The organism is Sphingopyxis sp. BSN-002, from assembly GCF_022024275.1.
Classification (GTDB): domain Bacteria; phylum Pseudomonadota; class Alphaproteobacteria; order Sphingomonadales; family Sphingomonadaceae; genus Sphingopyxis.
This window is the reverse complement of sequence record NZ_CP091804.1, coordinates 679,515-701,727: the sequence shown is the minus strand read 5'-3', so window position 1 is coordinate 701,727 and position 22,213 is coordinate 679,515. Positions and strand designations below refer to the sequence as shown.

Genomic DNA, 22,213 nt, shown 5'->3' with positions numbered 1-22,213 from the left:
GGCGATGGCGGAAGAACTGCGCATCCCGAAGATCGGCATGTCGGCGACTGAAATGACGCTGAACGAATGGATGTTCGGCGACGGTGAGCGCGTCGAGGTCGGCGACATCATCTACACGGTCGAGACCGACAAGACGACGGTCGAGATCGAGGCGCAGGTCGCGGGCACGATCCGCCCGACCGGCGTCGAGGGCGAAGTCTATCCGGTCGGCGCGCTCGTCGGCACGATCGAATGACGCCGCTGGAAGCCAGCAAGGCGATGTACGCCGCTGTTGCGCGCGGCGACTGGGACGAGGTCGCGACCTTCATGGCCGACGATCTCGTCATCCATGAACCGACCTCGCTTCCCTATGGCGGCGAGTGGCGCGGGCGCGACGCGCTGCAGAAGCTCTACGCGCATGTCATGGGCTATTGGGAAGAGCCGGTGGTCCGCTGGATGGAGCTGGTCGGCGGCGAGAAATATGCCGTTGCTTTGCTCCATTTCACTGTGACCGCGAAATCGAGCGGCAAGCGCTTCGAGACGCATATCGCCGAGGTCACCGAGTTCGACGACGCGGGCAAGATGGCGTCGATGCGCATCCATTATTTCGACACGGCCCACATGGTCGAGCAATTGAAGGCCTGAGATCATGAGCGAAGCGCCGCACGTCCTCGTCCTCGGTACAGGCGGTGCGGGCTTCACCGCGGCGCTGTCGGCGCACGAAGCCGGGGCGCGCGTGTCGCTGTTCGAAAAGGGCGATCAGGTCGGCGGGACGACCGCCTGGTCGGGCGGGATGATCTGGATTCCCAACAATCATCATGAGGGGACGCTGGGCGTCGAGGACAGCCGCGCCAAGGCGCTGACTTACCTCATGTCGATGTCGCACGGGCTGATGCAGCAGCATCTGGTCGAGGCCTTCCTCGATCATGGGCCGGAGATGGTCGCGTTCCTCGAAGCGAACACGCCGGTGCAGTTTCGGCCGATCCCCGAGTTTCCCGACTATCATGCCGAATTTCCGGGCGGGATGCTCAATGGTGGGCGTTCGCTCGACTGCCCGCTCTTTTCGTTTCACGAGCTTGGTGAATGGGCCGACAAGGTCACGAAGTCGCCCTATTATCCCTCGCCGCATTTTTCGATCTACGACACGCCGCTGGGGCAGGCGAAGCCGCAGCCGCTGGCGCCCGAGGAGTTGCAGCGGCGGATCGACGGCGATTTGCGCGGGAGCGGGCAGGCGCTGATCGGGCGGCTGCTCCGCGCATGCCTCGACCGCGGGATCGAACCAAAGACGGGACATCGCGCGGTGCGGCTGCTCATGGACGGCGATCGCGTGGCGGGTGCTGTTTTCGAAACGGCGGACGGCGAAATCGAGGTCGCGGCCGATGCGGTGGTGCTCGCCACCGGTGGGTTCGAATGGGATGCTGATCTGCTCCGCGCCTTCATCCGCGGGCCGCTGACGCATCCGCTGAGTCCGAAGACCAACACCGGCGACGGGCTGAAGATGGCGATGCGCGTCGGCGCGATGCTCGGCAATATGCGAGAGGCGTGGTGGATGCCGGTCGCCGAGGTGCCGGAAAGCGATTGCTCCATGGGAAAAACTCTCGTCGCGGGGCAGCGCAGCCTGCCGCATTCGATCATGGTCAACCGTGCCGGCAAGCGCTTCACCAACGAGGCGGCGAACTACAATGCGATCGGCGCGGCGTTCCACGATCAGGACGTCAGCGCGTTCGACTATGCGAACCTGCCGTGCTGGCTGATCTTCGACCAGCAATATATCGACCGCTTCGGCTTCGGGATGATCAGCGGCGAGCGCGGCGTCGCGCCGCCGCAATGGGCGATGCGCGCCGAAAGCCTGTCCGAACTCGCGGCGAGGCTCGGGATCGATGCCGATGCCCTCGATGCGACGGTCGAGCGGTTCAACACCCATTGCGCCACCGGCCGCGATCCCGATTTCGGGCGCGGCGACGCGGCGCACGACCAATGGTGGGGCGATCCCGAGGGGCGCGGCTCGACCGCCGCGACGCTGGGGCCGATCGGCAAGGGGCCTTTCTTCGCGATCGAGATCAAGAGCGGCGCGCTCGGCACCAAGGGCGGGCCGCAGACCGATGCCAATGCGCAGGTGCTGAGCGTCGACGGCGGACCGATCGCGGGCCTTTACGCCGCGGGCAACGTCATGGCCTCGGCGATGGGCATGACCTACGGCGGGCCGGGCGGGACGATCGCGCCGGGGATGGTCTTCGGCTTCCTCGCGGGGCGACACGCGGCGAAGGTTTCGGCGAAGCAGCTGGAGGGTGCGGCATGAAGAAGATCCTCGTCCTCGGCGCGCCCGCCGATCAGGGCATCCCGCTGCTGACGGCGCTGAAGGCGCGGGGCCTAGAACCGACCGCCGGGGTGCGGCGCCCGGGTGCCATGGCGGCGACGGTCCATCCCGATGTGCCAGAGGTCGCGGCCGACCTTTACGACGTCGCCAGCCTGACTGCCGCGTTCAGCGGGCAGGATGCGCTCGCCATGCACCTGCCGTTCGAATTCGACCGCGAGCGCGCCGCGGCGATGGGGCGCAACATCGCCGCGGCAGCGAGCGCGGCGGGGCTGCAGAAGATCGTCTTCAACACCAGCTGCTTCGTCGCCGACAGCGACCTCGACCTGTCGGCGCACGACGGGCGGCGCGACATCGAGCGCGCAATCCATGATAGCGGCGTGCCCTATGTGATCATCGAGCCGATGGTATTCATGGACAATATCACTCGCATCTGGTCGCGCCCGGCGATCGTGAACAGCGGGATCTTCGCCTATCCGGCGGCCGAGACGCTGAAGATCAGCTGGGTCTGCCTGGAGGATGTCGCGGCCTATATGGTTTCGGCGCTGCTGCACGAGGATCTGATCGCCGACCGGATCGCGGTGGGCGGACCCGAGGCGCTGGTGGGGGCAGAGGTTGCCGAGCGGCTGTCGGTCGCGGCGGGGCGCCCTGTGCGCTTCCAGAGCCTGTCGCCCGACGAATTCGCCGCGCGGATGAGCGAACTTGTGACCGGCTCGCGCGAGGTGCAGCCTGCTAGCATCTATGATGGGATGGCGAAATTCTATCGCTGGTACAACGACCAGCCGGTGTCGCCTGTGGCGCTCGACACCGTACCGGCGGCGCGGTTGCTGGGCGTGACGCCGACGCCCTTTTCGGAATGGGCGAAGCGGCAGGACTGGACCTAGGCGGTGAACCAGCGCTGCGTCACGGCGAGCAGGGCTTGCGCGCGATCGGTGGGGTCGGGGTGACTGTTGCGCAATGCGGCGCTCCGCAGCTCGACGCTGAGCGGTGTAGCAAGCGGTAACGCGGCGAGCAGATCGTCCAGCGGCAACGCGCCGTCGCCTGGCATCAGGCGCAGATCGAGCGCTTCGCGGATGATCTCCGGTACATCGCTTGGCGGCGGGCCCCGTGCCGGGGCGTCGCAGAATTGCGCATAAGGGAACCGCCCCGGATCGACCGAACTGAGATCGGCGGGCGAGCCGCCGGTCCGCGCAAGATGTAGCGGGTCGATCAGCAGGCCGAGATTGTCGCAGTCGGCGGCGTCGAGCAGGGCGGTTGCACTCGCGATGCTGCCGACCGTGGTGAAGGCCGCAAATTCCAGACAGGCCCGCATCCCCGCCGCTGCGGCATGATGGCCGAGCCGGTTCAGCTTGGCAGCAGCGCGTCCGGCATCATCCTCCGAACTGACGATCAACACGTTGCGCGCGCCGATTTCCGCACCGGCGTCGATCGCCCCGAAATGCGCGGGATCGTCGGTGCCGGGCTTCAGCCAGATCACCTCGATGTCGAGGATCGCGATTCCTGCATCGGCGGCGCGGTCGCGCACCTCAATTGTCGTTGCGGGCGTCCATGTCTCGGGATCGTACCAGATGCCTGTCGCCGGCCAGCCACCTGCGGCCGCAGCCGCGACCGTCTGCTCGGGCGAAAATTCGGGTAATACCCCCGCCGCGAGCGACAGCAGCGGGGCTGCGCGCGCCATTAGCCGGGCAACTCACCGTCGATATATTTGCCGAGCGTGCGGTGGAAATGGCGGATGCGGCTTTCCTGATAATGGCCGAGTTCGATCACGCCGTTGGGGGACGATTTCATCCCCTCCTGCACGAACGGCAGGTTTTCCATGTCCTGATCGAACACGCCCGCGAGCGCGGCGCCGATCAGATGGCTGGCGCTGGCGAAGGGCTGGTCGTCGGTGATCAGGTGCATGGGCGGCGACTTGGGCGGCCTCTCGCCCTTCGGCGTACGCATCAGGATGCGGACTTCCATCAGGCTGTGATCGGCATCGCCCCACGGCCGCCAGCGATAGACGATGTTCGGCACCAGCCCGCCCCACGGCGCCCAGTTGGGGAAGACATTATAGGTGAAATTGTCGAGCATCTCGCTGTCGGTCGCGGCCGAATAGTCATGCCCGTTCATCGCCGTGAACGCGTCGCGGTTCGCCTGCGCCAGCACCTTGCGTGCGAGCATCGGATCGTCGGCTTCGAAGCCTTTCAGATCGGCCGGGTCGCCGGTCGCGCGGCGTGCGCGGCTGTCGCCGCCGCCGATGAATTCCTCGAGCGATTTCAGGACATAGAATTGATCCTTGCCCTTGATGTGCGGCGACATTGCGCCGGCCGGGGTGATCGCCCGATTGAGGAAGTCGCCGTAGAGGTCGTAGCGCGTGTTCGCATCGGCGGTGAAGCCGAGGATCTGCGGATGGGTGACGATGCTGTGCCACGCCTCCATGAACGCCTCGGCGACCGCCTTCCAGTTGGCCGGAATGACGCGGCCGACCCATGCGCCGGTATAGCATTCGTCGAGCCGCCAGTTGTCATAATGCTCGACGCCGGGGCCGACCCAGTCGCGGAAGCTCGGCAGATCGTGGTTCTCGGTGACGAGCAGGAAGCCCTGCCAGCTTTCGACCTTCAGCTCGGGCAGGCTCATGTCCTTATCTTCGAGATGCTTGAAGTCCCACGCGCAGGGCGCTTCCTTGAAGCGGCCGTCATGATGCCAGGAAAAGCCGTGGAAGGGGCAACGCAGATGTACAGCGGGTCCGCTCTCGGTGCGCAGCTTGCGGCCGCGGTGGAGGCAGACGTTGTAGAAGGCCTTTACCGACAGATCCTTCTGCCGGACGAGCAATATGCTCTTCTCGTTGATGTCATAGACGACGGTGTCGCCGGGGTTCGGCATATCCTCTTCGCGGGCGGCGAACTGCCAGATGTTCGGCCACATCTTCTGGCGTTCGAGCTTCGCCCAGTCCTCGCTGACATAACGCTCGATCGCGATCGGCTCGTCGCCGAGCTCCTGATTGGATTCGGCGAAGAGGTAGTCGGGAACGCGCCGCGTGTCGGCGTTCAGCATGTCGGTGTAGCTGGTGCCCGGGCAGCGGTCGTCGCGGTCGGAAGCCTGGGGCGGGGAGAGGTCGTTCATCGATAAGCTCCGGAAGGGTCAGGCGATCTGGTCGAGCGGCATCTTGCATGCGGCGGCGATCGAGCGGTGGACGCCGTGCAGCGCCGGCTCGTTCGCGCCGAGTACGACATGGAAGTCTTCGGGCGCGGTGACGAGGTTCGAATAGCCGCTGCTCGCGACGCGATAATCCTCGGTCTGGACGACGGTCGCGGTCGCGTCATAGGCCATCTCGCACATCGCGCGATGCTGTTCGTTCTCGACGCCGAAGGGCGCATAGACGGCGAACTGGCAGAACATCTTGCCGGCACCGTCGGGGAAGAGGCGGAAGAGCTGGGTGAAATAGACTCCCGGCGTCACCGCGCCGAAGAAGACGACGGTATTGGGGAACAGGAAATGCACCCCGCCATAGTCGGTCTCGGGCCATTCGCTTTCGTCCTTGCCGACGAGATTGCCGATCGACAGGTCAGGAAAGCTGACGCGATGATGGCGGCCGATCGGTTCATAGACGTTGCGGTCGCTGTAGTGCGTACCGCCGATCGTCGAGGCGTGAAGCATCTTGAAATGATAGCCCTCGCCATAGGTGTCGAGCGCGAATTTCCAGTTGGCGTCGGCGGTGAGGATACCCTTCTTGACCGGCTCGGCGCGGTGGAGTTCGAGCTGCGCGAGCACCGGGCCGAAGTCGCCGAGATGCGCCGCGGCATCGATCGGCTCGCCGTCAGGATTGGCGCGCACGAAGATCAGGCCGAGATGCTCGGCGCAGGGCAGTTCGATGAGGTTGCGGGCCCCGATCTCGCAGTTCGCGAAGCCTTCCTTGCCGGGCTGGCCGACGAGCTGGCCCGCAGGGTCGAAAGTCCAGGCGTGGAAGGGGCAGACGAGGCGCGGGCGCGAACCCTGCCAGGGCTCCTTTTCCTCGACCAGCTTCGCACCGCGGTGCGTACACATATTGAGGAAAGCGCGCGCGACGCCGTCCTTGCCGCGCGTGACGAGGATCGACGGGCCGACCGAGTCGAAGACGAGCGTATCGCCGGTCTTCGGAATGTCGCCCGACAGCCCGGCGACGATCGGTTCGTTCCGGAAGATATGTTCCATCTCGGCGGCGTTGCGCGCATCGCTCATATAGACGGATTTGTGCAGCGGCAGCGGCCCCTCGGCGCGGTCGGTGCGGTTCTCGGCGATGATCGACACCAGCTTGCGCAGACCCGCGCGCGCGTTGCGCTTGCGGACCGCGAACCAGTCTTGCGGCGCGATCTTCGGATCGGACTCGGCCATGGCTATCCCTCACATTTTGCCCAGTATGACTCCGGGTCTCGAAAAGCTTATCGCACAAAGGCAGGCGCTTGTGCGCTAACGCTTTTGAGGGGAGAGACATGGCCGGACCCGCAACGCTCGCATCGCTCGGCGACATCATGCAGCTCGCTTTTGTGCCGTCCGATTTCGACGCCGCGGTGAAGCATTGGACCGAGGTGATGGGCGCCGGCCCCTTCTTCCTGTTGCCGAACGTGTCGCTTCCCGGTGGACGCTATCGCGGCGAGGCGAGCGATCCGGTCTTCACCATGGCTCTGGGCTATTGGGGTGACATGCAGATCGAGCTGATCCGGCCCGAGAATGACGCGAAGTCGCTCTATCGCGGCGAATATGCGGTGGGCGAGGGGCTGCACCATGTGTGCGTGCTTGTCGACTCGATCGCCGAAGCGCGGGCGCGCTGCGCGGAAGTCGGTGCGGCAATCATCTTCGAAGCGCCGGTCGGCGATACGGGCGGCGTGATCTACGCCGATCCGGGTACCGGCCCGGGGACGCTGGTCGAACTGCTCGAACCGCAGGCGGGCACGCGCGAACTGTTCGCGATGATGCGCGACGCAGCGAAGAATTGGGACGGCAGCGAACCGCTGAGATCGCTTGGTTGATTATCCCTCCCGCTGGCGGGCGGCGGGCGGCTAGCTGTTAGCCCCGAGGTAGCCGAGCTGCCCGGCCTTGAAGATCGTCTGTGCGCGGTTGACCGAGTTCAGCTTCTCGCCCGCACGGTGAACGTGATAGCGCACCGTCGCGTGGCTCAGCGAAATGATCATCCCGATCTCGCGGTCGGTCTTGCCGATCGCCGCCCAGCGTAGGCATTCGACCTCGCGCTTCGACAGCTCGCAGTCCGACGGGATACGCCGCTTGGTCCGCATCGCCGACGCATAGCCCGAAATGAAGCGCCGTGTCGCCGCACCGAGGATATGCCCGATCTCCGCGAACTGGTCACTGAGGTCGGTGATCTCATGATCCGTCGGGTGATAGCTGTTCGCCGAGATCTGGCCGAAGGGCAGGTGGACCGGCACCACGATCGCCGCCTTGTAGCGCTGGTTGGCAGCGAAATAGCGCGAGAGGTCGATGTCATCGAGATAGGGGTTGGGGTTCGCGGTGCGGAACCCTTCGCCGTTGCACCAGAAGGGCTCGCTTTCATAGCGGCACGAGCGGGGCAGCGGCGAGTGAAGCGCGAGCCTGTGATCCTCCCACCAGCGTTCACCGTCGCCGAGCCAGCCGAACAGGTCGGCAGCAAGGACCGCGCCATCGGCGTCGACCATCGTTTCTTTCGATGCAATATCGTCGCAGAGCGCGGCGCGCAGGCCTTGGGCGGCGGCATAATCGCGCAGCGCGACCGCAGCATCGTGGATATCCTCCACGCTGCGGACCGTAACCGCTTCAACGAGTGCCCTGGCATTCATCGGAGGTGCGAACCCGTCGTCCGGCAGCTTGGCTGCTCTCTCTCCCATCGCGGGGACTATTTCACACTGGTCGGCAAGTCGCAATGCATGTGTCATAGGCGTAGCACCGTCTTTGCTATGATGTTCTTCTGGACTTCGCTCGAACCGCCGAAGACGGTCCAGGCACGACTGTTGAGATAGCGGGCGGCCGCGACCTGCGCGTCCTCGTCGCCGATCGCGGGCGGCGCCTCGTTGCCGTAGAGAGGGCGCACGGTCGGCAGCTGCAGTCCGTCGTAGCCGTGCAGGTCCATCGCGAGTCCGTCGATCCGCTGGTGGATTTCGGACGATAGCAATTTGACGAGCGAGGTCTGCGGCCCGGCTGGGCGGCCCTTTGCAATGTCCGCAAGGATGCGCAGTTCGGTGGTCTCGAGCGCTTCGGCTTCGAGGCGGAGCCTCGCGATGCGCGTCGCGATCTGGATGTCGCCGCCAAGTGCGCCATTGTGCCCGCTCGGAGCGATGCCCGCGAGCTGCTCGAGATGGTCAATCGCGCGGATCAGTCGCGGCGCATGGAACGATCCGCCGCGCTCATTCTCGAGCAGGAATTTGGCGATCGTCCAGCCCTGGCCTTCTTCGCCGATGCGGTTGTCGACCGATGTGCGCGCGCCGTCGAGGAAGACCTGATTGACCTCGTGATCGCCCGCCATCGTGATGATCGGGGTGACGGTAACGCCGGGCTGGTCCATCGGGATCAGGAGGAAGCTGATGCCCGCCTGCTTCTTCACTTCGCCGTCGGTGCGGACGAGGCAGAAGATCCAGTTCGCGTGGTGCGCATGGGTGGTCCAGATCTTGGACCCGTCGACGACATATTCGCCGCCGTCGCGCCGCGCGCGGGTACGCAGCGAGGCAAGGTCGGATCCGCTTTGCGGTTCGGAATAGCCCTGACACCAGTAATCGGTGCCGGCGCGGATCGCGGGCAGGAAGCGGTCCTTCTGCTCCTGCGTCCCGAAGGCGCAGATGACCGGGCCGACGAGGCGCAGGCCGAGCACCGACAGCGCCGGCGCCCCGGCAATCGCGCATTCCTTTTCGAAGATATAGCGCTGCATCGGCGTCCAGCCGGTGCCGCCGCAATCCTCGGGCCAGTGATAGGCGACCCAGCCCTTGTCGTTGAGGATGCGGTGCCAGACGAGACCGATATCGGGCTCGACGAAGACGCCGGGGGTGCGCCGCGCGCCGTCGCGCACATGGTCCGGCAGCGACGTGCGCAGGAAGTCGCGGACCTCCTCGCGAAATTCCAGTTCGTCCTTGGTAAGATCCAGATCCATATTATTTCTAGCGTTCGAGGATCGCCACCGCCGACAGGCCGGGCGCTCCATAGACATGAGAGTAACCCACCTTGGGGCCATTCGGCACCTGTCGCTCGCCGCCGCGGCCACGTAGCTGCACCGTGTTTTCGTAAACTTGACGGAGGCCCGACGCGCCGATCGGTTCGCCGCACGCAAGGCAGCCGCCGTCGGTGTTGATCGGCATTTTTCCGCCGATCTCGCTCCAGCCCTCGGCCAGCCATTGTTCTTGCTCGCCGTCGGCGCAGAAGCCGTTTTCGGCCATGTGCATGATCTCGGCGCCGCTTTCGGTGTCCTGCAACTGCGCGACCGCGACATCCTCGGGGCCGATGCCCGCCATTTCGAAGGCGGCCTTGCTGGCGATCTGGGTCGGCTTGCCGCCGCCATTGACGCTGATCGACGGTGCGAAGACTTCGAACGAGCCTTCGGGGCGGGTGCGGAAGGCGACGCTGGCGATGCGGACGGCGTCAGAGCCGAGTTCGCGGACCCTCTTGCCGCTGGCGAGAACGAGCGCGACCGCGCCCTCCGCGGGCGAGCAGAACATATATTTGGTCAGCGGATCGTTGACCATCGGAGCATTGAGGATCGTATCGAGATCGACCGGCGAGCGGCGCCAGGCATGGTCGCACAGCGTCCCGTTGCGGAACGCCTTTTCGGCGACGAGGCCGAGCGTCCGCCGGCTGATGCCGTGGAGCGCCATGTACCGCTGGATCTTGAGCGCGAAGAATTGCGTGGTCAGCATCAGCCCGGTTTCACCATACCATTCGGGCAGGCCGTAGTCGGAAGGCTTGGCGTTGAACGCCCCGCGGGGATGCTTGTCGAAGCCGACCGCGAGCGCGATGTCGCAGGCGCCCGCCGCGATCGCGTTGCGCGCGGCGGTCAACGCGCTGCCGCCGGTCGCGCAGCCGTTGGCGACGTTGATGAAGGGGACACTCGTCAGTCCGAGTTCGTTGACCATGATGTCGGCCGACCCCGCCGCCGCCGAGCCGCCATAGGCGAATTCGACGTCGCTCCATTCGATCCCGGCATCGCCAAGCGCCTCGCGCACCGCATAGACGCCCTGATCGCGACCCGAACGGCCGTCGGTACGGCCGAAGGGATGGATGCCCGCGCCGATGATATAGACGTCGTCGTTCATGGCTGGCGCTCCGGACGGAAGGCATAGGTCGACCGCGCATCGTCGAAGGCAACGACGGCGAACTCCATCGGCATCCCGATGACGAGGTCGGCGGCGGCGGCATCGACGATCCGCGTCTCGACGATCACTTCGCCGGGCAGCTCGACATAGCCGATGAGGAAAGGCTGGAAGGGCTGGGGGCCGCTATATGGCTCCTTGGGTTCGAAGCCTTGGGTGGTCCACGACCAGAGCTTGCCCTTGCGCGAGAGCGCGACGGGTTCGACGAGCGCCGCGGCGTCGCCGTCGGGCACCGGAAAGACGATCTCGCCATCGGCCCGGCGGGCACCGATGAGGCGCGGCTCGGCTTCGTCGGTCCACAGGCCGGGAGCGATAGGCGCGAGCGCGCTCATGCGGCCCTCGCATAGCTGCGCAGGCAATGGTCCTGATCGCCGAACACTTTGTCGAGCAGCATCACGCGTTTCAGCGCATGGCCGATCGCGAGCTCGTCGGTTTGCCCCATGCCGCCGTGCATCTGCACTGCCTCGAGCCCGATCTTTGTCGTCGCTTCGCCGACGAAGGCCTTGGCGCCGGCGGCGATCCGCGGCCAGTTCGCATCGTCGGTCGTGGGATCGAGCATCGCCGTGCGCAGCATCATCGAGCGCGCCTGTTCGAGCGCGGCATAGCATTCGACGAGCCGGTGCTGGAGGGCCTGAAAGCTGCCGATCGCGGCGCCGAATTGCTGGCGCTCGCCGACATAGGCCAGCGTGTCGTCGAACATTGTCTGCGCGAGCCCGACCATTTCGGCGGCGGCGAGCATGCGGACGTCGCCGATGACGCGCTGGAACCTGGCTTCGGGCAGTTCAAGCAGGTCGGCCGAAGCACGATGCAGGTCGATTGTGGCAGCGTTCGAACCGTCGATGACTGGATAATCCCGCCTGACGACACCGGCGGCGCCCATCGCGATTTTGGCGAGCTTGTCGCCCGCAACCGTGACCAGCAGCGTGTCGGTGAGCGGTGCGCCGAGGACGAAGGTCTTGGCGCCGGTGATCCGGTCGTCTTCGGCCTTGGTGCCGACGGCTTCGGTTTCGTATCGGCGACCCGGTTCAGCGAAAGCGACCGCGGCGAATTGCGCGCCGATGGTCAGGTCGGCGACGAGTGCATGATCGCCCGCTGCCGTCGCCAGCCGGATCGGCAGCACGCCATTTTCGAGCCAGGGATCGATCGCGACGCCCTTGCCGAGCGCCTCCGCAACGAGCGCGAGATCGACCATCGTCCCGCCGATGCCGCCCATCGCTTCGGGGGCGGGGAGCGCCAGCAAGCCAAGGTCGGCAATCTCTTGCCAACGCGTGCGGGGATAACCGCCTTCGGCCTTCCGCATCGCGTGCCGCGCCGCAATGTCGACCGGGCCGAGAAAGCGGCCGACCATGTCGCGCGTGAGCTGCTGGTCTTCGTCGAGGTCGAAATTCATGCGCGGCGCTCGAAGGTGATCGGCAGGGTGGTGAGCCCGCGCAGCAGCATGTTCGGCGGCCAGCTCGGCGTGTGCCCCTCGGCGACGCGGAAGTCGGTCAGTCGCTTCAGCAGTTCGGAGTAGGCGACCGCCATTTCCTTGCGGCTCAGCATATTGCCTACGCACATATGGATGCCCTTGCCGAAGGCGAGGTGACTGCGCGCGTTGGCGCGCTCGATGTCGAAACGATCGGGATCGGGGTATTTGGCCGGGTCGCGGTTCGCCGCAGCATAGCGGAGCTGAACCATCGCGCCCTTGGGGATATTCATCCCGCTAAGCTCGGCATCCTTCAGCACCATGCGCCACATCCCCGCGGTCGGACTCTCGATGCGGAGCACCTCCTCGACGAGGTTGATGATCGCGCGCTCGTTGCCGTTGTCGGCGGCGGCAACAGCTTTAGCCATCTGATCGGGATTCTCGATCAGCTGGAGCAGTCCGCCCGCCAGCGCCGAGGTCGTCGTCTCGTTTCCGGCGACCATCAGTTGCTGCATGATCGACAGGATTTCGGCATCCTCGAGCGGGCGTTCGCCATCGACCTCGGCATGGACGAGGTCGGACAGCAGGTCGTCGGTGCGGTTCGCGCGGCGCTCGTCGATCTTCGCTTTCACGAAATGCTGGAATTCGACCACCTCGCGCGCGCATTCGAGCTCGCGCTCCTTGGGGATCATCCGTCCGAGCCGGTCGACGAAGGCGTCCGACCAGCGCTTCACTTTGTCCAGATCGTCCTTGGTCATGCCGATCTGGCTCGCGATCATCGCGACGGGCAAGGGAATGCCGAAGTCGCGGACGAAATCGGCCTCGCCCTTTTCGGCCATGCGGTCGATCAGCCCGGCGACGACCCCGCGCATATCCTCTTCGATCGCGGCGACGCGCTTCATCGAGAAAGCGAGGTTGACGAGCTTGCGGAAGCGCGTGTGCGTTGGCGGATCGGCGGTAAGCAGCGTGTCTACCTGTGGCCAGCCCTCGGCAAGGATCGCCGACACGTCGCCATCCTCCGCCATCGCGCCCGACAGCGTGCCCTGAAAATTGTTCGAGAAGGTCTCGACGTCGCCCGTCGCCTGCGAACAAAGCTCATAGGAGAGGACGAGGAACATGCCGGGTGACAATTGCACGACGGGGCTCTTCGGCATCCACGCGCGATAATAGTCGAACGGGTCCGCGATCACCTGCGGGTCGAAAAAACTGCTTGCGGCGATATCGTTCACGCGCCTCTTCCCTCGATCTTCTCTTTATACGCGCAACTATATGCAGCCGCTCCCCCCGCGCGATGCACAATTTCGTTAGGCGGCCGCGACATGGGCAAGCGCATTGGAGAGGAACCGGCGGAGGTTCGGATCGGCATAGGCCGCGGGTCCGTCGCCCGGCTGAAGATAGACGAGGCGGCCCGTGCCGACGGGCTTTTCCCACGCTATCAGGTCGCTTTCGGGGCGATGATTCCAGCCGTCGTTACTGAACATGCGTCCCGCCACGGCCTGCGATGCCGAATAGAAATTGTCGCGGACGAAGGCGTGATCGGCGCGGAGCAGGGGCTTGGCGGCACCCCACACCGGCGCGAGATAGAGTTCGTCGCAGAGCGGAAAGCGCGGTGGCAGGCCCGCCGTCACCGGATGATCGGGGTCGAGGACGACCGCGTCGTAGCGCACGTCGTGTCGGTAGCCCGAGTCGAGATGGGTTTCGCCATTGGCCTCGCCGGGGGCGTAAAGGAAGCGCCCCCCGATCATTTCCGCCCATTCGGGCCATTCGGCCCAGCCCGCGATCGCATGATGCATCGCGACCGCGCCGCCGCCGCGCGCGAAATGGTCGGTGATCGCGCGCCGGTACGTCCAGGAAGGCGGGCGCGTCGCCGCCTTGCCGTCGCCGAAGCTGTAACCCGGCATGTCGTAAAAGAGAATCGCATCGACCCCCGCCGCCGCGCCTGCTGCGACGGCGGTTTCGGCCTCGGGATGGATCAGATGCGTGACCGTCCAGCCGGTGAAGCTTGCGAGCAGGTCGGCGAAGGGTTCGGCTTCATAGGGGTGGCCGCCCGAAAGGACGAGAAGGCGGCGCGATCCCGTCATGCGATCTTCAGGATCATCTTGCCCTGGTTGCTCCCGGCGAACAGCCGCATGAAGGCGTCGAAACTGTTCTCGATCCCCTCGTCGACATGCTCGTCGGCGATGAGTTTGCCCTGTTGCAGCCAGCCCCCCATCTCGGCTCCACCCTCGGCGAAGCGCGCGATATAGTCGGCGACGAGCAGCCCGCGGATCGAGGCGCGGTGGACGATGAGCTGCCAGATGTTGCGCGCGCCGATCTTTTCGACGCTGTTATACTCGCTGATCAGGCCGCAGAGGCCGATGCGCGCGCCGTCACGCAGATTGTTGAGGCCCGCGTCGAGGATGTCGCCGCCGACATTCTCGAAGATGATGTCGACGCCGTCGGGCGCCTCGGCGCGGATCGCATCGGTGAGCGCGGCGAGGTCCTTGCCGCGATAGTCGATCGCGGCGTCGAAGCAGTAGCGATCGATGAGTTTCGCGCATTTCTCGGGTCCGCCCGCGATGCCGATGACCTTGCTCGCGCCCTTGATATTCGCGATCTGCCCGACGAGCGAACCGACTGCACCCGCCGCGCCGGTAACGAGCACGACGTCGCCGGGTTTGGGTTCGCAGACGTCGATATAACCGAAATAGGCGGTCATCCCGACCGCGCCGAGGACCGAGAGATAGTTGGTCACCGACGGGACGAGCGATGCGTCGATCGGCTGGGTGAAGCCGCCGACGGTGCCGACCGAATAATCCTCGATCCCGTTGAGGCCCATCACCCATTGGCCGGGTGCGAAGCCCTCGGCCTTGCTCGCCTCGACGATGCCGACGGTCGAGGCACGCACCGGCGCGCCGAGCGGGATCGGCGGCATATAGCTCGGCGCATCGTCCATCCAGCCGCGGATTGCGGGGTCGAGCGATGCATAATGGTTGCGGATCAGAAACTCGCCGTCGGCGAGCTCGGGCGTCGGTTCGGTCACGAGCGAGAAGTCGTCCTGCACGGGCTCGCCATTGGGGCGGCGGGTCAGCAGGAAGCGGCGGTTGTCGGGCATGAAAACTCCTCAGGCGGGGACGATGGACACCGGGATCGCGCTTTGCAGCGACTGGCCGGTGATGGGGTCGTAGGACACGCTCTCGCTGACGAGGCGGTTGGTCGAGGCGCCATGCTCATGCACGCCGTCGGCGCCGATGTCGGGGCCGCCGAAGGCATGCGCCATCGACACGACGCCGGGGCGCATATTCTCCGCCGCGCGCGCGACCGCGACGATTTCGCCTGCCGCCGAGCGGATGCGGACGGTGTCGCCGTCGGCGCAGGGGATCAGCGCCAGATCGTCGGGATGGAGAAAGGCGGGATTTGTCGTCCGCTTTGCACGGAGCGCTGGCAGGTTCTGCCCGGTCGAGTTGAAGCGGTGGCGGCTGCGCCGTGAGACCATGCGCCAGGGAAATTCGGGGGTCGGCTGGTCGGCGCTGCCATAGGCAATGAGCTGGTCGGGCATACCGCCGACCGAGATGTCGAAACGGCCGGGCGCGTCGGGATCGCCCGGCTCCACGACCGGGTGGAGGTCGGCATAGATCACCGCCTTTCCGTCGACGGTGTCGCTGCGTACCTTGCTCGGCGCCACCGTGCAGCCTGCGACCATCAGGTCGAGGAAGGCCTCTTTCGTGGGCCGTTCGTCCATCGGGCAGGCGCCGCCCGCAAGCGGCATGCCGGTGCCGATCCGGTGCGCGAGTTCCCAGAGCATCTCCCACTCCTCGAGCAGCCCCTCGGGCGCTTCGATCATCGCCTCGGTATAGCGGGCGTAGGGGATTTCGTACCACCATTCGGAAAGGTTGCTGATGTCCTCGCGCTCGAGGCACATCTTGGGCGCGAGGATATAGTCGGCGCGTTTCGCGGTTGCGGACTCGGCGTTGACGTCGATCGAGACGAGCAGCTCCAGCCCGTCGATCGCGCGCGTCATCTTGTCCTGATCGGGGAAGGCGACCACGGGGTTACCGCCGATCACGATCAGCGCACGCACCTGGCCTTCGCCCGGCGTCAGCATCTCGTCGGCGAGGACGTTGCACGGCATCTCCATGCCGAGGTGGGTGAGGCCGCGGATGCGCGAAGCGGGGAAGCCCTCGCCATAGAGCGCCATCGGCGGCGCGACCTGCGCGCGGCGCGGCGTGACAGGGGTGAAGACGCGCGGGATCGAGCTCTTCTCGCCCTCGCGGCAGAAGCGCCCGCAGATGATGTTGAGCGACGAGACCAGATACTGCGTGAGCGTGCCGTTGCCCGCCATCTCGGGGCCGGTGCCGGTCGAGACGACACCCTTGGTGCCATTCGCGAACATCCGCGCGGCGGCGACGAGCTGGCTTTCCTCGACCCCCGCGCGCGCCGCCGCGACGTCGGGGGTGAAGCCCGCGACCGCGCGCTGCAACTCGTCGAGGCCGTCGACATAGCGCTGGACGAACGCCTTGTCGTAGAGGCCCCCGGACAAGATCACGTTGATGATCCCCGCAAGCAGCGCGGGGTCTTCGCCCGGGCGGACGGGCAGGTGGATATGCGCGAGCGCCGCGACGTCGCTCTGACGCGGGTCGGCGACGATCAGTTTGAGCCCGCCTTCGAGGGCGTCGCGCAGGCGCCGCGAGGGCGAGAAGGGCGGCAGGCCGCCCGGCGGGCCGTAATGCGAGACGATCGGGTTGTTGCCGATGAAGAAGGCGACGTCGGCCTCGGCAAAGGTGTGCATCCCGCCCATCCAGCTGCCGTAGCGCATCGTCGTATAGACTTTCGCGGGCTGGTCGAGCGTCACCGAGGTATAGATGTTGCGCGTGCCGAGCCCCTGCGCGAACGCCATCGCGCTGCCGACCCCGGCGCTGTTCTGAAACGCGTAGGTGCCGCCGTAGATGGCGACCGCATGCGGGCCGTGCTCGGCGATGATCGCGGCGAGCTTCGCGCCGATCTCATCGAGCGCGGTGTCCATCGCGATGTCGGTGAACGTACCATCGACGCGCTTCTGCGACACCGTCAGCCGCTGCGGGCCGTTGTGCGCCTCGGCAAGCTGGCGACCCTTGATACAGGTGTAGCCGCCGAACACCGGGTCGCTGGCGTCGCCCTGGACCTTGGTGACGCGGCCCTCGTCGACGGTGACGAGCATCGCGCAATTGGCGTGACAGAAGCGGCAAAAACTGCGGCGGACCTCGGGCATCATCTCTCTCCCTGATGACACCCTAGGCCGCGGCGGCCGCCAATCGACTGGCACTTTTGGCGGTGGCTGGTCGCGGCACGCGGGCGCAGTTTCGACGGCGATAAAGGGGAGAGTATCGATGCCGACATCGCGCCAGTGGCTGCTGAACGGACATCCGCGCGGGCGCGGGATCGAGGATGGCGATTTCCGGCTCGTCGAAACCGACATCGGCGCGCCGGGCGCGGGCGAACTGCTGCTGAAGACGCTCTATCTCGGCTTCGATCCGGCGCAGAAGGGCTGGATGGAAAATATCGCCGACTATGTCGCACCGATGGCGATCGGCGACGTGATGCGCGGCAGCGGGATCAGCGAAGTCGTCGAGAGCAACCATCCAGGCTTTGCGGCCGGCGACCTCGTCATGGGATCGACCGGCTGGACCGAATGGCACCTGTCGAACGGCGAGGGGCTGGTGAAGATCGACACGCAATTGCCGCCGACCGCGATGCTGTCGGTGCTCGGGACCACAGGGGTCACCGCCTATTGCGGGCTGTTCAAGGTCGGGCGCCCGGTCGCGGGCGACACGGTGCTGGTGTCGGGTGCGGCGGGGGCGACGGGATCGGTCGTCGGCCAGCTCGCGAAGATCGCGGGGTGCCGCGCGGTCGGCATCGCGGGTGGCGAGGACAAGTGTCGCTGGCTCGTCGAGGAGGCCGGTTACGACGCGGCGATCGATTACAAGGCCGACAATGTCCGCGGCCAGATCAAGGAACATTGCCCCGGCGGCGTGAACGTCATCTTCGACAATGTCGGGGGCAAGATCCTCAACGACATGCTCGGCGAGATCGCGACCGGCGCGCGCGTCGCGGTGTGCGGCGGGATCAGCCGCTACGAGATGGGGACGCTGCCCGCGGGACCGCAGAATTATTTCAACCTGATCTTTCGCCGGGGCTCGATGGCGGGCTTCATCGTGCTCGACTGGGCGAGCGAGTTTCCCGAGATCCGCAAGCGGCTGGAGGGCTTCGTGCTCGATGGCCGGCTGAACTATCGCGAAGATGTGCAGCACGGGTTCGAAAATGCGCCCGATACGCTGAAGCGCCTGTTCAGCGGCCAGAACCGCGGCAAGCAACTTTTGAAGCTTTAAAAGGAGGTCGACATGGGCAGGCTGGTCGGCAAGCGCGCCGTCATCATCGGCGCGGCATCGACGGGAAATATGGCGCAGGTGACCGCGCGGCTGTTCGCGCGCGAGGGCGCGACGGTGATGGTCGCGGGGCGCAAGGCCGAACCGCTCGATGTGCTTGCGGCCGAGATCGGCGGCCATGCGGCGCTCTGCGATATCACCGACAAGGCGTCGGTCTTCGCGCTCGCCGATGCGGCGAAGGCGAAGATGGGCGGGGTCGACGTCGCATTGAACGCCAGCGGCTGGGGGCTGCTCAAGCCCTTGCTCGACGTGACCGAGGAGGAACTCGCGAGCATCGTCGCGCTGCAATTCACCGGCGTGCATCATTTCCTGCAGGCGTTCGTCGGCGCGATGCTGGCGAACGATCCGAGCGGCGGGTCGATCATCCAGATCTCGTCGGCGACGACGCGGTCGCCGATCAGCAATCACGCGGCCTATATCGGCACCAAGACCGGGTCGGAGGCGCTGATCCGCTGCGTCGCCAACGACTTCGGTGCGGCGGGCATTCGCGCGAATATCGTTTCGCCGGCCTTTACGGAGTCGCCGATGACCGAAGGCGCGTTCGCGACGCCGGGACTCGTCGATGCCTTCCTGCCGCGCTATCCGCTGGGGCGGCTCAACACGTCGCAGGATGTCGCCAACGCATGCTTGTGGCTGGCGAGCGACGAGGCGTTCGTGACCGGCGAGAATTTGCAGCCCAATGGCGGGCTCGCGTTGCGCGGCAATCCGCAGGAGCACGACATCGCCGCCGCAGTCGGCGCGGCGATGGCGAAGCTGCAAGCTAGCTGATCTGCCGCTCGCGCCCTTCCCAATAGGGCGCGCGTAGTTCGCGGCGAAGGATCTTGCCCGACGGGTTACGCGGCAGTGCGGGGATGAAGTCGACCGACTTCGGGCATTTATAGCCCGCGATCCGTGTCCGCGCCCAGCCGATGATCTCGCTCGCGTCGGCGCTCTGGCCTTCGCGGAGGACGACGCAGGCCTTCACCGCTTCGCCCCATTTGTCGTCGGGCACGCCGACCACCGCGACGTCGGCGATGGCAGGGTGGCCGTAGATCGCATTCTCGACCTCGGCCGGATAGACATTCTCGCCGCCCGAAATGATCATGTCCTTCACCCGGTCGTGGAGGTAGAAATAGCCCCCTTCGTCGGTGTAGCCGGCATCCCCGGTGCGCAGCCAGCCGTCGCCGTCGATCGTTTCCGCGGTCGCTTCGGGCCGTGCCCAATATTCGCGCATATTCGCCTGCGTACGGATCGCGATCTCGCCGATTTCGCGCGGGGGCAGGGGATTGCCGCCCTCATCGACCACCTGCATCTCGACTCCGCGCAAGGGCTTGCCGACCGAGCGCATCCGTTCGTTGCCCGCGGGGTCGTGATCCTCGGGCGGCAGCGCGGCGATCGTGCCCGAGGTCTCGGTCATCCCGTACATCTGGACGAAACCGCACTGGAAGACGTCGATGCACTGGCGCAGCAGGTCGAGCGGGATCGGCGAGGCGCCATAGGCGATGTGGCGGAGCCGCGAGAAATCGACCTCGCGCGCCCGCGGCTGGTTGACGATGATCTGCATCGCGGCGGGCACCATGAAGATTTTCGAGATGCCATAGGCCTCGATCAGGTCGAGCACCCCGCCGGGGTCGAACTCGCGGGTGATCACGCCGGTCGCGCCGTTGGTCATCACGGTGATGCCGTATCCGGTGCCGCCGATATGGAAGCAGGGCATGGCGACCAGCCCGACATCGCCTTCCTCCCACCGCTCCCAGTCGGCCTGCAGCGCGGGATCGCGGTCGAGCTTCGAGCGCAGCACCGATCCGTTGGTGAGCACCGCGCCCTTGGGTTTGCCGGTGGTGCCCGAGGTGTACATCTGGATCACCGCATCGGTTTCGCCGCGCGCGATGTTGGGGTCGGTGGCGGGGAAGCTGTCGCGCCAGGCGCTATAATCGCCTTCGCTCGCGATCACATGCTCGACGCCTGGGAAGGCGGCGCGGTTCGCTGCGACGAGATCGACGAATTCTGGACCGACGCACAAAATGCGCGCGGCGCAATTGTCGATGATCCATGCGATCTCGGGCACCGCGAGCCGCCAGTTGACCGGCGTCATCACGCCCCCGGCCTTGGCGACCGCCATCACCAGCTCGAAATAGAGATCGCTGTTCTTGCCGAGATAGGCGACGCGGTCGTCGGGCTTCAGGCCGAGCGCGATCAGCCCGTTCGCGGCGCGGCTGCTGTTCGCGTCGAAGTCGGCGTAGCTCGTCGCCCGCCCTTCGAAGTGGAAGAGAATCTTGTCAGGTCTTTCCTGACCGTTCCGGCGCGCAACATCGGCGACGCGTTCAAATGCTGCGACCTTCACCCGTTTCGCTCCCTTATGCTGCGCTGAACGCCTGTCGGTAGAGACTGGAGTCGGCAGCATAGAAATTGCAATGGAAACCCGACGGCACGCGGAACGGGACATGCACCGTCGCGACCGGACCCGCCGCAATGTCGAGTGCGTCGAAGATCGCCAGCTCGCTCGTCGCCGCGCCTGCGCGGTGCACGAGCGTCATCGCATAGCCGTCGCCTTCGCCCGCGGCGCCCATCTTCGGCGCGAAGATCAGCTCGCCGCACGAGGCGCCGTTGCCGAAATGATAATAGTCCTCCTTGCCGCTGACCGTGTCGAAGCGCAGCACGGCGTCCATCCCCTCGGCGCGGCCGTCGCGGCTGTTGAGGTTGATGTTCGCGAAGCTGTGGCGCGAGGCGCGCGTCATGAAGCGATCGTCGGGGCGCGGGAACTGGATGTCGCGGTCGTTGAGCGTCTCTTCCTTGATCCACGTCCCGTTGCCGTTGGTGCCGGGATCGATCGTCCAGCGGCGGAGGCTCTGTTGCGTGTCACCATGGGTTTTCTTCACTCCCGTCTCGTCGGGGAAGAGGGCGGTTCCGTTCGCGGCGGCGACGTCGGCGATGATCTTGCCGTCCTGTTCCCAGACGTTGAGTTCGTGGAACATGTGGCGCGGCTCATAGTCGAACCAGCGGATGTCGCTCGCCGATCCCTCGCGCGGCATTAGCGCGAATTTCGTCGGGCGGTCGTTGACCCACGCGGTCATCGGGCCGCCCTTCATCGCGCGGCCCAGATCGACATCGATCGGGATCACCGGAAAGACGACCCAATTCTCGGTCAGGAAAAAGGTGTGCATCAGCGCGTTGTGCGGCATGTCGATGACCTCGGCCTTGCGCACACTGCCGTCGGCGGCGATCACGTCGTAGCGGATCTGCGCCGCGCCCATCGGACCGTTGATCATCGCTCCGATGTTGACGAGCTCGCCGGTATAATGGTCGATCTTGGGATGAGCGGAGAAGGTCGAGGTGATCGTCCCGCCATAATGTTCCTCGCCCAGCGTATCGAGCGTGCGCGGGTCGAGTTCGACCGCGGGCGCCCCCTCCATCAGCGCGAGCAGCTTGCCGCCATGGACGATGATGTTGGTGTTGCCGGTGTTATAGCGTTTGCCCGCGACCGACGGATCGGCGGTCATCGGGTTGCCGAAGAGGCCGAACAGGCGCTTGCCCGCCGCCCGTTCCAGCTCGAACTTCTCGGTCTTCACCCAGCGGTTGAGCATCGAGGCGCGGCCATCGGCGATGTGGAAGGCATAGACCATGCCGTCGCCGTCGAACCAGTGATACTCGCCCTCGCGCGTCGGATAGAGCGGCTCGGGGCCGTTGCGATAGAATACGCCGACGAGGTCGGCGGGGATTTCACCGTCAACGATCAGGTCGGGCGCGGTCGCCTCGAACCGCACCGGCTGGTGATGTCCCGACAGAAAGGGATGGTCGAAAAAGGCCTGCGTCATTCTGGTCCCTTCGCTGG

General features: G+C 65.9%; 21 protein-coding genes. 7 read left to right on the top strand and 14 right to left on the bottom strand.

Annotated features, from left to right (window positions below):
• Positions 1-4 precede the first annotated feature (4 nt).
• From L7H23_RS03545 to L7H23_RS03530, 4 genes are read left to right on the top strand one after another with little or no spacing between them, the layout of a single operon-like run.
• Positions 5-235 (top strand): biotin/lipoyl-containing protein, encoded by a 231-nt coding sequence (locus tag L7H23_RS03545; RefSeq protein WP_056372846.1) that lies wholly within the window; start codon positions 5-7, stop codon positions 233-235.
• Positions 232-624 carry a nuclear transport factor 2 family protein gene (locus L7H23_RS03540; RefSeq protein WP_237837987.1) on the top strand — a complete coding sequence of 131 codons (393 nt, stop codon included), beginning with the start codon at positions 232-234 and terminating at the stop codon, positions 622-624. The genes L7H23_RS03545 and L7H23_RS03540 overlap by 4 nt, the downstream gene beginning before the upstream one ends.
• Positions 625-628: 4 nt before the next feature.
• Positions 629-2,278 (top strand): FAD-dependent oxidoreductase, encoded by a 1,650-nt coding sequence (locus tag L7H23_RS03535; RefSeq protein WP_237837986.1) that lies wholly within the window; start codon positions 629-631, stop codon positions 2,276-2,278.
• A complete protein-coding gene (locus L7H23_RS03530) occupies positions 2,275-3,177 on the top strand; it encodes an NmrA family NAD(P)-binding protein (RefSeq protein WP_237837985.1) in 903 nt (300 codons plus the stop codon). The genes L7H23_RS03535 and L7H23_RS03530 overlap by 4 nt, the downstream gene beginning before the upstream one ends.
• On the opposite strand, the gene L7H23_RS03525 is transcribed toward L7H23_RS03530, so the two are convergent.
• The 3 genes from L7H23_RS03525 to L7H23_RS03515 are packed head-to-tail and all read right to left on the bottom strand — an operon-like array spanning position 3,174 to position 6,646.
• Positions 3,174-3,971 (bottom strand): sugar phosphate isomerase/epimerase, encoded by a 798-nt coding sequence (locus L7H23_RS03525; protein ID WP_237837984.1) that lies wholly within the window; start codon positions 3,969-3,971, stop codon positions 3,174-3,176. The two genes, L7H23_RS03530 and L7H23_RS03525, sit on opposite strands and share 4 nt — an antisense overlap.
• On the bottom strand, positions 3,971-5,398 hold the full coding sequence (locus tag L7H23_RS03520) for an aromatic ring-hydroxylating dioxygenase subunit alpha (protein ID WP_237837983.1): 1,428 nt from the start codon (positions 5,396-5,398) through the stop codon (positions 3,971-3,973). The genes L7H23_RS03525 and L7H23_RS03520 overlap by 1 nt, the downstream gene beginning before the upstream one ends.
• A gap of 18 nt (positions 5,399-5,416) precedes the next feature.
• Positions 5,417-6,646 (bottom strand): SRPBCC family protein, encoded by a 1,230-nt coding sequence (locus tag L7H23_RS03515; protein WP_237837982.1) that lies wholly within the window; start codon positions 6,644-6,646, stop codon positions 5,417-5,419.
• A gap of 98 nt (positions 6,647-6,744) precedes the next feature.
• Here L7H23_RS03515 and L7H23_RS03510 point away from each other — a divergent pair, with 98 nt between their 5' ends.
• Positions 6,745-7,281, top strand: coding sequence for a VOC family protein (locus L7H23_RS03510; protein WP_237837981.1), 537 nt, complete (start codon positions 6,745-6,747; stop codon positions 7,279-7,281).
• Between the two features lie 30 nt (positions 7,282-7,311).
• Here the strand turns inward: L7H23_RS03510 and L7H23_RS03505 are convergent, their stop codons facing one another.
• From L7H23_RS03505 to L7H23_RS03465, 9 genes are all read right to left on the bottom strand, one after another.
• Entirely contained in the window at positions 7,312-8,130 is an 819-nt protein-coding gene (locus tag L7H23_RS03505; RefSeq protein WP_237837980.1) for a helix-turn-helix transcriptional regulator, read from the bottom strand.
• Positions 8,131-8,174: 44 nt separating this feature from the next.
• Entirely contained in the window at positions 8,175-9,383 is a 1,209-nt protein-coding gene (locus tag L7H23_RS03500; RefSeq protein WP_237837979.1) for an acyl-CoA dehydrogenase family protein, read from the bottom strand.
• Positions 9,384-9,390: 7 nt separating this feature from the next.
• A complete protein-coding gene (locus L7H23_RS03495; protein WP_237837978.1) occupies positions 9,391-10,539 on the bottom strand; it encodes a thiolase family protein in 1,149 nt (382 codons plus the stop codon).
• Positions 10,536-10,928, bottom strand: a complete 393-nt coding sequence (locus L7H23_RS03490; protein ID WP_237837977.1) for an OB-fold domain-containing protein — start codon at positions 10,926-10,928, stop codon at positions 10,536-10,538. Before L7H23_RS03490 ends, L7H23_RS03495 begins: the two co-directional genes overlap by 4 nt.
• A complete protein-coding gene (locus L7H23_RS03485; protein ID WP_237837976.1) occupies positions 10,925-11,986 on the bottom strand; it encodes an acyl-CoA dehydrogenase family protein in 1,062 nt (353 codons plus the stop codon). The genes L7H23_RS03490 and L7H23_RS03485 overlap by 4 nt, the downstream gene beginning before the upstream one ends.
• Positions 11,983-13,230, bottom strand: coding sequence for a cytochrome P450 (locus L7H23_RS03480; RefSeq protein ID WP_237837975.1), 1,248 nt, complete (start codon positions 13,228-13,230; stop codon positions 11,983-11,985). The genes L7H23_RS03485 and L7H23_RS03480 overlap by 4 nt, the downstream gene beginning before the upstream one ends.
• A gap of 75 nt (positions 13,231-13,305) precedes the next feature.
• On the bottom strand, positions 13,306-14,082 hold the full coding sequence (locus tag L7H23_RS03475; protein ID WP_237837974.1) for a ThuA domain-containing protein: 777 nt from the start codon (positions 14,080-14,082) through the stop codon (positions 13,306-13,308).
• Entirely contained in the window at positions 14,079-15,095 is a 1,017-nt protein-coding gene (locus L7H23_RS03470) for an NADP-dependent oxidoreductase (protein ID WP_237837973.1), read from the bottom strand. The genes L7H23_RS03475 and L7H23_RS03470 overlap by 4 nt, the downstream gene beginning before the upstream one ends.
• Before the next feature lie 9 nt (positions 15,096-15,104).
• The gene (locus L7H23_RS03465) at positions 15,105-17,231 is read right to left on the bottom strand and encodes a molybdopterin-dependent oxidoreductase (RefSeq protein WP_237837972.1); all 2,127 of its coding nucleotides are present in this window, start codon (positions 17,229-17,231) and stop codon (positions 15,105-15,107) included.
• Positions 17,232-17,346: 115 nt separating this feature from the next.
• Between L7H23_RS03465 and L7H23_RS03460 the strand changes: the two genes are divergently transcribed.
• Together L7H23_RS03460 and L7H23_RS03455 are read left to right on the top strand one after the other, a co-directional pair.
• Positions 17,347-18,345, top strand: coding sequence for an NADP-dependent oxidoreductase (locus L7H23_RS03460; RefSeq protein ID WP_237837971.1), 999 nt, complete (start codon positions 17,347-17,349; stop codon positions 18,343-18,345).
• Between the two features lie 12 nt (positions 18,346-18,357).
• Positions 18,358-19,170, top strand: coding sequence for an SDR family oxidoreductase (locus L7H23_RS03455; protein ID WP_237837970.1), 813 nt, complete (start codon positions 18,358-18,360; stop codon positions 19,168-19,170).
• Here L7H23_RS03455 and L7H23_RS03450 read toward each other — a convergent pair.
• Positions 19,163-20,725, bottom strand: a complete 1,563-nt coding sequence (locus L7H23_RS03450; RefSeq protein WP_237837969.1) for a fatty acid--CoA ligase — start codon at positions 20,723-20,725, stop codon at positions 19,163-19,165. The genes L7H23_RS03455 and L7H23_RS03450 overlap by 8 nt on opposite strands.
• Positions 20,726-20,738: 13 nt before the next feature.
• Positions 20,739-22,196: a carotenoid oxygenase family protein gene (locus tag L7H23_RS03445; protein WP_237837968.1), complete on the bottom strand. Its 1,458-nt coding sequence runs from the start codon at positions 22,194-22,196 to the stop codon at positions 20,739-20,741.
• Positions 22,197-22,213: the final 17 nt, after the last annotated feature.

Coding starts and splice junctions, on each gene's coding strand:
- L7H23_RS03530 (WP_237837985.1), top strand. CDS start 2,275: ATGAAGAAGATCCTCGTCCTCGGCGCGCCCGCCGATCAGGGCATCCCG.
- L7H23_RS03475 (WP_237837974.1), bottom strand. CDS start 14,082: ATGACGGGATCGCGCCGCCTTCTCGTCCTTTCGGGCGGCCACCCCTAT.
- L7H23_RS03520 (WP_237837983.1), bottom strand. CDS start 5,398: ATGAACGACCTCTCCCCGCCCCAGGCTTCCGACCGCGACGACCGCTGC.
- L7H23_RS03460 (WP_237837971.1), top strand. CDS start 17,347: ATGCCGACATCGCGCCAGTGGCTGCTGAACGGACATCCGCGCGGGCGC.
- L7H23_RS03500 (WP_237837979.1), bottom strand. CDS start 9,383: ATGGATCTGGATCTTACCAAGGACGAACTGGAATTTCGCGAGGAGGTC.
- L7H23_RS03485 (WP_237837976.1), bottom strand. CDS start 11,986: ATGAATTTCGACCTCGACGAAGACCAGCAGCTCACGCGCGACATGGTC.
- L7H23_RS03535 (WP_237837986.1), top strand. CDS start 629: ATGAGCGAAGCGCCGCACGTCCTCGTCCTCGGTACAGGCGGTGCGGGC.
- L7H23_RS03490 (WP_237837977.1), bottom strand. CDS start 10,928: ATGAGCGCGCTCGCGCCTATCGCTCCCGGCCTGTGGACCGACGAAGCC.
- L7H23_RS03525 (WP_237837984.1), bottom strand. CDS start 3,971: ATGGCGCGCGCAGCCCCGCTGCTGTCGCTCGCGGCGGGGGTATTACCC.
- L7H23_RS03515 (WP_237837982.1), bottom strand. CDS start 6,646: ATGGCCGAGTCCGATCCGAAGATCGCGCCGCAAGACTGGTTCGCGGTC.
- L7H23_RS03505 (WP_237837980.1), bottom strand. CDS start 8,130: ATGGGAGAGAGAGCAGCCAAGCTGCCGGACGACGGGTTCGCACCTCCG.
- L7H23_RS03445 (WP_237837968.1), bottom strand. CDS start 22,196: ATGACGCAGGCCTTTTTCGACCATCCCTTTCTGTCGGGACATCACCAG.
- L7H23_RS03495 (WP_237837978.1), bottom strand. CDS start 10,539: ATGAACGACGACGTCTATATCATCGGCGCGGGCATCCATCCCTTCGGC.
- L7H23_RS03455 (WP_237837970.1), top strand. CDS start 18,358: ATGGGCAGGCTGGTCGGCAAGCGCGCCGTCATCATCGGCGCGGCATCG.
- L7H23_RS03540 (WP_237837987.1), top strand. CDS start 232: ATGACGCCGCTGGAAGCCAGCAAGGCGATGTACGCCGCTGTTGCGCGC.
- L7H23_RS03510 (WP_237837981.1), top strand. CDS start 6,745: ATGGCCGGACCCGCAACGCTCGCATCGCTCGGCGACATCATGCAGCTC.
- L7H23_RS03465 (WP_237837972.1), bottom strand. CDS start 17,231: ATGATGCCCGAGGTCCGCCGCAGTTTTTGCCGCTTCTGTCACGCCAAT.
- L7H23_RS03545 (WP_056372846.1), top strand. CDS start 5: ATGGCGGAAGAACTGCGCATCCCGAAGATCGGCATGTCGGCGACTGAA.
- L7H23_RS03470 (WP_237837973.1), bottom strand. CDS start 15,095: ATGCCCGACAACCGCCGCTTCCTGCTGACCCGCCGCCCCAATGGCGAG.